This window comes from Mycobacterium sp. (assembly GCF_035570115.1).
GTDB lineage: Bacteria > Actinomycetota > Actinomycetes > Mycobacteriales > Mycobacteriaceae > Mycobacterium.
In genome coordinates this window covers 24,605-34,199 of record NZ_DATMLH010000195.1, presented here as the reverse complement: position 1 = coordinate 34,199, position 9,595 = coordinate 24,605, and the positions used below count along the sequence as shown (strand labels likewise).

Below are 9,595 nucleotides of genomic sequence, written 5' to 3'. Positions count from 1 at the left end.
ATCTTCGAAGGATCCAGCGAGATCATGCGGCTGCTCATCGCCCGCGAGGCCGTCGACGCCCACCTCAGCGCCGCCGGCGATCTGGCGAATCCGAAAGCCGATGTCCGCCAGAAAGCGAAGGCCGCGGTCGATGCGAGTGGGTTCTACGCAAAGTGGTTGCCGCAGTTAGTGTTCGGCGAGGGGCAACGGCCAACCGCGTATCGCGAGTTCGGCGACTTGGCCTCGCATCTGCGATTCGTCGAGCGCTCCTCGCGCAAGCTGGCCCGTAACACCTTCTACGGGATGGCGCGCTGGCAAGCCGCGATGGAGCAAAAGCAGGGATTCCTCGGGCGGGTAGTGGATATCGGCGCGGAACTGTTCGCCATGGCTGCGACGTGTGTGCGGGCCGAGGCTCAGCGAGTTGCCGATCCGGCCCGCGGTCAACAGTCCTACGAGTTGGCCGAAGCTTTTTGTCAGCAGGCCACCTTGCGGGTCGAGGCGCTGTTCGACGCCTTGTGGAGCAACACCGACAGCACCGACGCCGCGCTGGCGCGCAACGTGCTGAAAGGTCGCTACACCTGGCTTGAAGACGGCATCGTCGACCAGTCCGAGGGCACCGGACCGTGGATCGCGCACTGGGAGGCCGGTGCATCCACCGAGGCCGATTTGGCTCGGCGCTTTCTGCCTGTCGTCGAGTCCTGACCGAGACGACGATGTCTTCCTACGTCGCTGAGGCCGGCGAGTTCACCCGCGACACCAACTACATCGCGACCCGTATCACCGCCGACGGCCGTGACGGCTATCCGGTAGAGCCGGACCGGTATCGACTCATCGTCGCTCGCGCCTGTCCATGGGCCAACCGCGCGATCATTGTCCGACGGCTGCTCGGGCTGGAAAGTGTTATCTCGATTGGGTTTTGCGGTCCGACCCATGACAAGCGCAGTTGGACTTTCGACCTCGACCCGGGTGGCGTCGACCCGGTGCTGAAGATCCCCCGGCTGCAGGACGCTTATTTCAAACGCTTTCCCGACTATCCGAAAGGCATCACCGTCCCCGCGATCGTCGACGTGCCGACCGGCGCGGTGGTCACCAACGATTTCGCGCAGATGACGTTGGACTTGTCCATGGAATGGGCTGCCTACCACCGCGACGGCGCTCCGCAGCTATATCCCGAGCCGCTGCGCGATGAGATCGACGAGGTCAGCAAAAGGGTCTACACCGAGATCAACAACGGTGTTTATCGGTGCGGTTTCGCCGGCTCGCAAGAGGCCTACGACGCGGCCTATGACCGGTTGTTCACCGCATTGGACTGGGTCAGCGATCGGCTGGAGAACCAGCGGTTTCTGGTGGGCGAGACGATCACCGAAGCCGATGTCCGGTTGTTCACGACCTTGGCCCGCTTCGATCCGGTTTACCACGGTCACTTCAAGTGCAATCGAAGCAAACTCTCCGAGATGCCGGTGCTGTGGGCATACGCGCGCGACCTGTTCCAGACGCCAGGCTTCGGCGATACCGTCGACTTCGTCCAGATCAAGCAGCACTACTACATCGTGCATGTCGACATCAATCCGACCCGCATAGTGCCGAAGGGGCCGGAGCTAGCCAACTGGCTGACGGCGCACGGCCGAGAAGCATTGGGCGGCGGGCCCTTCGGTGATGGCACACCGCCCGGGCCGCCGCTCGAAGCCGAAAGGGTGCCCGCCGGCCACGGCGCGTAGTTCGTGGGCTCAGCTCCACGCGGTTCGCACCGACCACTCCGCATGGGGCACGCCCTGCAACTGGCCGGCCTGGTCGACGACGACGGTCATCAACTCGATGGCGATTCCCGTCAGCCGCCCCCGTTTCGGATCGACAGTGGGGATGGTGACTGCCAGCCGGCTGCCCGGGCGGTAGAAGGTCGTCACGGGGTTGACCGCATCCTCGTAGACCCGCAACAGCCACCAGGGTGCCCGCCCGATCGCCGGTGGCACCGAAAGTTGCACCGGATCACGCGCATTCACCCGCAGCTCACCCTGCGCCTCCGGGGTTTGGCAGTCGTCAAGGTCGAGCACTTTGCAATATCGGTAGGGCCCCACCCGGGTCAGCTGGCCATGGGAATACGCACTGATCTCGGGGTGTAGCGGAGCGCGCCCGCGCTCGAGCGCCCAGGCGCCGACGCCGGCAGCCGCACATGCCAGCACCACCAAAGCCGCGATCAGCGCAGCGACGCCGGACCTTGCCGTCGGCTTTACTCCCACGAGACTGCCGCGGTGTCCGGGGCGCTGAGGCCACCTTCCTGCTCGACCATAACCGGCCGGTTGCCTCCCAGGCCGGGGATCAACGAGTCACCGCGGAAGCTGACCACCGTCTGCGCCAAACCGAGGATCAGCACAGCACCGACGACGCTGAAGCCAACCCACAGGTCGGTGTTGAGCAACACCCCCAGCGCGCCGCCGAGCACCCAAGCCAGCTGCAGCGTCGATTCCGACCGCCCGAACGCCGACGCGCGTGATTCCTCGGGCAAGTCGTCCTGTAGCGATGCGTCCAGCGCGGCCTTGGCAATTGCGCTTGAACCCGACGTGATCAAGGTTGCGATGGCGGCCGTCACAAGATTGCCGGCCACCGCCGCCGCCACTGCCGCCGCGGTCACCGCCACGGTGCAGCGCACCGCGAGCACCGCGGGCCTGCCCAACCGAAGCCGCGCACTGGCGAAGTTGCCGACGAAGTTACCGGTGGCGGCGGCAGCACCGATCAGCCCCAGTATGCCAAGCTGCACCCATCCACTGGCGGCGTGCGCCTTGGCGACGAAGGCCGGATACAAAAACAGGAATCCGACCATGACCTTGATGGTGGAATTGCCCCACAACGCCGTAATGATGTTGCGACCCAACGGCTGTCGAAGCGCACCGCTGAACTCCTGGGACCAGCTTCGGCCCGGTGGACGGCTGCGGTAGCTCAAGGTGGCGGGAACCTCACCCTCGGTCACTTCGACCCAGCGCGGAATTCGCATGGACAGCCAGGCACCGGCAACCGTGACGGCAATTACGACGAATAACGCGCCGGGCCAATGGAACACGCGGGTAAAGGCGTATTCGATGCCGCTCGCTATGCCACCGCCGATGATGGTGCCCCCCAGCAGCCCGAACACGGTCAGCCGCGAATTGACGCGCACCAGGTCGATCGTTGGCGGCATCACCCGTGGCGTCACCGCGCTGCGCAGAACGCTGAACGACTTCGACAGCACCATCATTGCCAGCGCGCACGGGTACAACACCCATGACGGGTAGCTTCCGGTGGCGCCGTCGTAGTTGCTGATCAGCAGCACCGCCAACCCCGTCCGCAGCGCGAACGATGCCGCCAGCGCGACCCGTCGGCCATGCTGTAGCCGATCTAGCGCCGGACCGATCAGCGGCGCGACCACCGCGAACGGCGCGATGGTGATCAGCAGGTATAACGCGACCTTGTCCTTGCTTTCCCCGGTGGCCGCGGCGAAGAACAGCGTGTTGGCGAGTGCGACGGCCATCGCGGCATCGGTGGCGAAGTTGGCTACCACCGGCCAGGTCAGCGCCGTCAGCCCGGACTTGTCGGCGCCGTCGGCGGTGGCGGCTCGCTGCACCAACCCGTACATCCGCGAACCCATCTCGCGGCTGCGCTGCGCGGCGGCGCGGGTGACCGTGACACGCTCGCCGCCCGCGGTGCCGGTGCCACTCGGCGGTTCGCTGCGGCGGTCGGGCTCGGGCTCGCGGTTCAGCGGCGGCAGATAGCGGTTGGCGCTGGGCATCGGCGGCGGTCGGCGCGGTCGCCGATAGCCCGGCTCGTCTGCCGGGTAATTGGCCATTCCGGGATGCTCGGCGGCGGGTCCGCTACGGGTGCGGCGGCCGGCAGACGCCCGGCCCGTGTCGGGGTGATCACGCCGCCGTCCAGCCATGCCTCAATTCTCACAGATCCTCGTCGATGCGATGTGTAGGCAACCGGTGTGGCCGGAACCCATGGGTCTACGGCACTATGAATGGCGTATGGAAACAGCGGACGACGTGACCAGGCCGACCCCGGAGTCGGCTGCGGCGACTACGGCGGAGTGGTTGCCTGAGTTGGCGACGGTGCTCACCGACGCCGTCGAGGCGGCGCGGACGGCCATCGCCGAGTTCAGCGGCGCCGATACGGTCGGGGACTACCTCGGCGTCGGCTACGAGGATCCGACCAGCGCCACCCACCGTTTCCTGGCCCATCTGCCGGGTTATCAGGGGTGGCAGTGGGCCGTCGTCGTGGCCGCTTATCCCGGGGCCGACCACGTGACGATCAGTGAGGTGGTCCTGGTACCGGGGCCGACGTCGTTGTTGGCGCCGGAATGGGTGCCTTGGGATCAGCGGATCCGGCCGGGCGACCTGAGCCCGGGAGACCTACTGGCACCACTGCCGGACGATCCGCGGTTGGTGCCTGGCTATCTGGCCTCCGGTGACCCGCAGGTTGACGAGATCGCCGCAGAGATCGGCCTGGGACGGCGCCGCGTGATGAGTGCCTGGGGCCGTTCCGAGGCGGCCCAGCGCTGGCACGACGGCGACTACGGTCCGTCGGCGCAGATGGCGCAATCCACCAAACGCGTATGTCGCGATTGCGGTTTCTTTCTCCCGCTTGCGGGGTCGTTGGGCGCGATGTTCGGGGTGTGCGGCAACGAGTTGTCCGGCGACGGACATGTCGTCGACTTTGAATACGGCTGCGGTGCGCATTCCGACACCCCGGCTCCGGCCGGCAGCGGCTCGCCGATGTACGACCCCTACGACGATGGGGTGCTCGACATCGCCGAGAAACCCGCAGAGCCCAGCTAGCTGTTCTCGGCCGCGGCTTTGATTTTGGCCAGCGAGGCGTTCATGCCGTCGATGAGTTCCCGCTCGAAGTTCGCGGTCCCGCCGAAAAGCGCGTTCACCGCCATACTCGACGCCGGCTTGGTGCCGTTCTCCGCGTGCCGGCTCTCGACCACCCGGGTGCCCTCGGCGATCGGCTGCAGTTCGTAGCTCCAGATCGTGTTGTTGGTGTTGACCCGGAATGCCAGCTTCTGGTCCGGGATCACCTCGAGGACGGTGCATGTCGTCGCCCAAAACAGACGCTTGCGGCGGTTGAAGTTGATGGTGCGGGTGCCATGGCGGACCGGGCCGAGCGGTCGCATGTACCGACACTGCGGGCTCCACTGGGGCATTTTGCGGAAATCGCTGACCAGCGCCCATACTTTCGAGACCGGTGCCTTGATATCAACCTGCGCTTGCAATAGCGGCGCTGCCATTGGACGCGTACCTCCTGCTCAGGACCCTCATTCTCGGTCGGGATTGGGTTGATAGTCCAATCCGGTCTGTGCGCCACGCGCGCCACGACGGGCCGCGTCACGCTGCCACAGAAAGATCGCGGTGCCCAGCACCCCGACACCCAGCCCGGCCAGTGTCAGCGGTCGCCAAGTTTCCAGGGCCGGTACGACGAACGCCGCCACAGCAGCAACCAGCCAGGCCAGTGCGCCGACGGCGATCACCGGCCATACCTCCAGCAACGGGGCGGGCAGCATCGGCGGCTCGAGGCTTTTGCCAGGCTCGACAGACATCGCGTCCAAGATAGCCCGAAGACGATCCGTGCAGTAGCCGCTAGTCCGGACTCGGTGATTCGTTGCCGGGGAATGGACGTTCTGTCGTAACGTCGCGGCTGTGATTGAGGGCGATAGCCGGTTGGCCAGCGACCTGTCGCTGGCAGTAATGCGGCTCTCCCGGCAGCTGCGATTTCGTCGGCCGCAGTCCCCGGTGTCGTTGTCGCAGCTGTCGGCGCTGGCGACATTGGCCAATTACGGCCCGATGACGCCCGGTGCGCTGGCCATCCGGGAACGGGTTCGTCCCCCTTCCATGACACGGGTGATCGCGTCGTTGGCCGATTTGGGTTTTGTGGACCGCGTTGCGCACCCCGACGATGGCCGCCAGGTTTTGGTGTCGGTCTCCGATGCCGGCGTCGAACTGCTGGAGGCCGAGCGGCGGGCGAGCCAGGAGTGGCTGGCCCAGCGGCTTGAAACCCTGGGCGGCACCGAACGCGATACGCTGCGTGAGGCTGCTGACCTGATCTTGGCGCTTGTCGACGAAAGCCCTTGACCCCAAACAATTTTGACCACGCTGATGGCATCGATGGTGTGGTCGTCAGCGACATCACCGATCCCTACGACGCGCGGCTTGATCACTTTCGGGATTTGAACAGCATCGACCGTAGGCCCGACCTGCCGAGCGGGAAGGGGCTGGTGATTGCCGAGGGTGTGCTGGTGGTGCAGCGCATGCTGGCCTCGCGGTTCACGCCGATGGCTTTACTCGGCACCGATCGCAGACTCGGCGAGCTCAGGGCAGATCTGGCCGGCAGTCCCGCGCCCTACTATCGGGTGTCCGCAGAGGTGATGGCCCAGGTGGTTGGCTTTCATCTCAACCGCGGCGTGTTGGCCGCCGCGCGTCGGGCGCCCGAGCGCAGCCTCGCAGAGGTGGTCGACGGCGCCCGCACCGTCGCGGTGCTCGAGGGGGTGAACGACCACGAGAACCTGGGCGCCATCTTTCGCAATGCCGCGGGACTCGACGTCGACGCGGTGGTGTTCGGCAGCGGCTGCGCTGATCCGCTCTACCGCCGTGCGGTGCGGGTATCCATGGGACACGCCCTGCTGGTGCCCTATGCGCGGGCAACCAACTGGCCGGATGACTTGAAGATATTGCAACAGAAGGGATTTCGATTGTTGGCGATGACACCCAACCCCGACGCGGCACCGTTGGCGGAGGCAATGGCGGCAGTGCACGACGAGCCGGTCGCGGTGTTGGTCGGCGCCGAAGGGCCGGGCCTGAGCCGTGTCGTGATGCAGGTCAGCGATCGGCGGGTACGCATCCCGATGTCACGCGGCACCGACTCGCTCAACGTCGCCACCGCGGCGGCGCTGGCGTTCTACGAGCGGGTTAGGCTCGGCCGGTGACCGACGAATCCACCCCGTGGGCAACGGGTTTGACCGTCGCCGGATTCGTCGCCGCGGCCACCGGGGTCGCTGTTGTGGTGCTGAGTCTGGGGCTGATCCGGGTGCACCCGTTGTTGGCCGTTGGGCTCAACATCGTTGCGGCCGGCGGGTTGGCGCCAACGCTATGGGGGTGGCGGCGTACCGCGGTGCTGCGCTGGTTGGTGCTCGGCGTCGGAGTGGGTGTGACAGCCGCCTGGCTGGCCCTGGTCGCGATGACGCTGTTTGGCTAGCGCTGCCCGCCGGAACGGACACCCAGCAGCACGTCTTCCCACGCCGGCACCGGCGGCTTGCCGCGGCGGCTGCGCGCTGGCTCGCTCTTGGGTTCGGGTGTCGGGCTTTCCACCGGCGCGGGTTCCGGCTCGTCGAAGTCGAGTTGGGCGACCGGTGCCACGGGCCGTAGCGGACGGTCGAAGCTCGGGTCGATCAGCTCACTGGCTCCGTCATCGACGGCGGTGACCGTGCCGCCGTGCGCGCCCGGGCAGAACCGGAAATGCGCGAGGTTGTCGGAACGACCGGCCTTCCAGCCCAGCTGGACCGTCCAGCGGCCATCCTCGTTACGCCAGGCGTCCCACGTCGTGTTGTCCGGGTTGAGGCCGCGGGCCACCAGCGACGTGGTGACCGTCTCTAACAGCGTCAGCACCGCCGGGCCGTCGGCGAGAACGGGATGGGCGGCGGTTGCCAGCTCGGCGGCGCGGGAGCGCTCCAGCAGCACCGGGTGAGCGAACCTCTCGATCCGCTCGATGTCAACTCCGGCGGACGCCGCCAACTGCTCGACGGATGCGCCGGCGCGGATGCGGGCCTGGATTTCCTTGGGACGCAGCATGCTGGTGACCTCGATCTCGATATGGGTTTGACCCACCCGGGCCCCATCGCCGCGCACTGCTGCCCTCAGCCGGTCGTCGACTCGTATCTTGAACTTGTCGCCGGGGTCCCCGTTGTCTTTGGTGCTTTCGCAGATGATGTGTTTGCCATCGACATCGAGTCCGACGATCGTGAGTTCCCGCATGGTGTCTCCTCGCGGGCCGCTCGCAGACCAAAGTGCCAGGCCCGTCAGCTGCGGACTTTAGTGCAGACAGCGCCCGTTACCGTGCTGACACGCTGGACACAACGGGCCGGGCTTAGGTACACGGTCCGAACCGTTGCCGGGCTTGATATGGATGATGTTTTGTCAAAGCGCCAAAGTGAAGCGGCGCTAACTGCGGTTGCCGAACAACTGTGCCTTCGAGTCGGAGTGCGACCAACGTTATCCTTAACAGAGTCAATACCGCGCCAAAAGGCGTTGCGTTAAGTTCCACGGGTGACCCCGTCAGTCATCGTTCTGGGCGGCGGCCTGTCCGGTTGCTCGGCGGCATACGCCCTGGCGCAGGCGGGACTGTGCGTCAGCGTCGTAGAGCGTGCCCCGACCCTGGGAGGCCTCGCCGGCAGCTTCGAGCGCGAGGGCCACTTCTACCCTCTGGGCTACCACCACATCCTTCGTCGCGACCGGACGTTGCTCTACTTCCTCGCGCGGATCGGCGCGCTCGAGCAAGTGCGGTGGCGGCGCATCCGGATGTTGTTTCGGGTTGGCGACCAGCTGTACGACCTGGCGAACCCGGTGGACTTCCTGCGTTTCCCGATGTCTCTCGCCGATAAGGCGCGCTTCGCGGTCCTCATGCTGCGGGCCTTCCGCAAGAACGACTGGAACGACTGGCTGGACAAGAGCGCCGAGGACCTGCTCGACGCGTGGGCCGGACCTCGCGTGCGCCAAGCGCTCTTCGAGCCGCTTACCCAGCTGAAATTCGAGCTGCCCTGCTCGGAAGTGAGTGGCGCCTGGCTGGGAACGCGGCTCCAGTTCCGCGAGGGCTCGACGGCCCTTGGTTACATCCCAGGGGCGAACTGGACGCAGGTGCTGTGCGACGGCGTGGCGCGGCTTCTCCGGGAGTCCGGCGTCGAGGTGCGCTTGGGCACGAACGTCGCGAAGCTACATGCGGACGGCGAGCGTGTCCACGAGGTTGAGCTGGACAGCGGCGAGCGCCTTCCCGCGGACATGGTTGTGAGCAGCATCCCCACGGAGGGCTACCTCGGTCTTGCCCCCGACGACACCACGCCGCGGCTCCGGGAGATCCGCTACAGCGCCCTGCTGTCGATGGTGTGCGCCTCGAACAATCCGGTCAGCCCCGACTTCTACTGGATGAATCTCGCCGACCTCGACCGTGCGGCGTGCGGCATCTTCCTGCTGAACTCGCTCAATCCGACGATCGGCGCGCCGGGTCAGTCGTGCGTCAACTTCGTCACGCACCTCAACAGCCGGACGCGGCCGTTCTTCATGAAGTCCGAGGACGACATCCTGGCGGCCTATCTGGAGGACTTCAGGGCGGTCTTCGGTTTTGACCTCGACCCCTTCTGGGTCAAACTCTCGCGAATCCCGATGTACTCGCCGGTCATCACCCGCTCCTACCGGAACCCGCCGGTGCGCAGCGCCCGCTTCGACAACCTCTACTTCGCGGGTAACTACCGCACCTTTCCCTCGGTCCTCTCGACCGGCACGGCCCTCGCCTCCGGCCTGCACGCTGCTCGGGCCTTGCTGCGCGACCGAGGCACCGACACCCCGCTGCCCGACGAGGTCGCCGCCTTCCGACCTTAGAGTCT

The 9,595-nt window shown here is 66.3% G+C and carries 11 protein-coding genes and 1 pseudogene; 7 read left to right on the top strand and 5 right to left on the bottom strand.

The genetic code is table 11. The features are described from left to right. A pseudogene (locus VNW74_RS17660) lies at positions 1-681 on the top strand (acyl-CoA dehydrogenase); the annotation flags it as partial. Between the two features lie 11 nt (positions 682-692). Then, a complete protein-coding gene (locus VNW74_RS17655) occupies positions 693-1,697 on the top strand; it encodes a glutathione S-transferase family protein (RefSeq protein WP_325679074.1) in 1,005 nt (334 codons plus the stop codon). A gap of 9 nt (positions 1,698-1,706) precedes the next feature. Here the strand turns inward: VNW74_RS17655 and VNW74_RS17650 are convergent, their stop codons facing one another. Further along, the gene (locus VNW74_RS17650; protein WP_325679072.1) at positions 1,707-2,216 is read right to left on the bottom strand and encodes a DUF2771 domain-containing protein; all 510 of its coding nucleotides are present in this window, start codon (positions 2,214-2,216) and stop codon (positions 1,707-1,709) included. Next, complete coding sequence (locus VNW74_RS17645; RefSeq protein ID WP_325679070.1) at positions 2,207-3,886, bottom strand: MFS transporter; 1,680 nt, start codon at positions 3,884-3,886, stop codon at positions 2,207-2,209. Before VNW74_RS17645 ends, VNW74_RS17650 begins: the two co-directional genes overlap by 10 nt. A gap of 106 nt (positions 3,887-3,992) precedes the next feature. Between VNW74_RS17645 and VNW74_RS17640 the strand changes: the two genes are divergently transcribed. Continuing rightward, positions 3,993-4,784, top strand: a complete 792-nt coding sequence (locus VNW74_RS17640; protein ID WP_325679082.1) for a DUF3027 domain-containing protein — start codon at positions 3,993-3,995, stop codon at positions 4,782-4,784. Here the strand turns inward: VNW74_RS17640 and VNW74_RS17635 are convergent. Both VNW74_RS17635 and VNW74_RS17630 read right to left on the bottom strand, forming a co-directional pair. Further along, positions 4,781-5,236: an SRPBCC family protein gene (locus VNW74_RS17635; protein ID WP_325679069.1), complete on the bottom strand. Its 456-nt coding sequence runs from the start codon at positions 5,234-5,236 to the stop codon at positions 4,781-4,783. The two genes, VNW74_RS17640 and VNW74_RS17635, sit on opposite strands and share 4 nt — an antisense overlap. 27 nt (positions 5,237-5,263) lie before the next feature. Continuing rightward, positions 5,264-5,545, bottom strand: a complete 282-nt coding sequence (locus tag VNW74_RS17630) for a DUF2530 domain-containing protein (RefSeq protein ID WP_325679068.1) — start codon at positions 5,543-5,545, stop codon at positions 5,264-5,266. A 148-nt stretch (positions 5,546-5,693) separates the two neighbouring features. On the opposite strand from VNW74_RS17630, the gene VNW74_RS17625 reads away from it, so the two are divergent. Genes VNW74_RS17625 through VNW74_RS17615 form a run of 3 tightly spaced genes read left to right on the top strand, consistent with a single transcriptional unit; the run spans position 5,694 to position 7,197 of the window. After that, positions 5,694-6,077, top strand: a complete 384-nt coding sequence (locus tag VNW74_RS17625; RefSeq protein WP_414686712.1) for a MarR family winged helix-turn-helix transcriptional regulator — start codon at positions 5,694-5,696, stop codon at positions 6,075-6,077. Next, positions 6,074-6,928 carry an RNA methyltransferase gene (locus VNW74_RS17620; RefSeq protein ID WP_325679066.1) on the top strand — a complete coding sequence of 285 codons (855 nt, stop codon included), beginning with the start codon at positions 6,074-6,076 and terminating at the stop codon, positions 6,926-6,928. Before VNW74_RS17625 ends, VNW74_RS17620 begins: the two co-directional genes overlap by 4 nt. Continuing rightward, entirely contained in the window at positions 6,925-7,197 is a 273-nt protein-coding gene (locus tag VNW74_RS17615) for a DUF2537 domain-containing protein (protein WP_325679065.1), read from the top strand. Before VNW74_RS17620 ends, VNW74_RS17615 begins: the two co-directional genes overlap by 4 nt. Here the strand turns inward: VNW74_RS17615 and sepH are convergent. Then, positions 7,194-7,973 carry a septation protein SepH gene (gene sepH, locus VNW74_RS17610; RefSeq protein WP_325679064.1) on the bottom strand — a complete coding sequence of 260 codons (780 nt, stop codon included), beginning with the start codon at positions 7,971-7,973 and terminating at the stop codon, positions 7,194-7,196. The two genes, VNW74_RS17615 and sepH, sit on opposite strands and share 4 nt — an antisense overlap. A gap of 291 nt (positions 7,974-8,264) precedes the next feature. On the opposite strand from sepH, the gene VNW74_RS17605 reads away from it, so the two are divergent. Beyond that, positions 8,265-9,590, top strand: a complete 1,326-nt coding sequence (locus VNW74_RS17605) for an FAD-dependent oxidoreductase (RefSeq protein WP_325679062.1) — start codon at positions 8,265-8,267, stop codon at positions 9,588-9,590. Positions 9,591-9,595: the final 5 nt, after the last annotated feature.

Excerpts from the sequence above, each read along its gene's own strand:
- VNW74_RS17655 (WP_325679074.1), top strand. The coding sequence starts at position 693 with ATGTCTTCCTACGTCGCTGAGGCCGGCGAGTTCACCCGCGACACCAAC.
- VNW74_RS17645 (WP_325679070.1), bottom strand. The coding sequence starts at position 3,886 with ATGGCTGGACGGCGGCGTGATCACCCCGACACGGGCCGGGCGTCTGCC.
- VNW74_RS17635 (WP_325679069.1), bottom strand. The coding sequence starts at position 5,236 with ATGGCAGCGCCGCTATTGCAAGCGCAGGTTGATATCAAGGCACCGGTC.
- VNW74_RS17630 (WP_325679068.1), bottom strand. The coding sequence starts at position 5,545 with ATGTCTGTCGAGCCTGGCAAAAGCCTCGAGCCGCCGATGCTGCCCGCC.
- VNW74_RS17625 (WP_414686712.1), top strand. The coding sequence starts at position 5,694 with ATGCGGCTCTCCCGGCAGCTGCGATTTCGTCGGCCGCAGTCCCCGGTG.
- sepH (WP_325679064.1), bottom strand. The coding sequence starts at position 7,973 with ATGCGGGAACTCACGATCGTCGGACTCGATGTCGATGGCAAACACATC.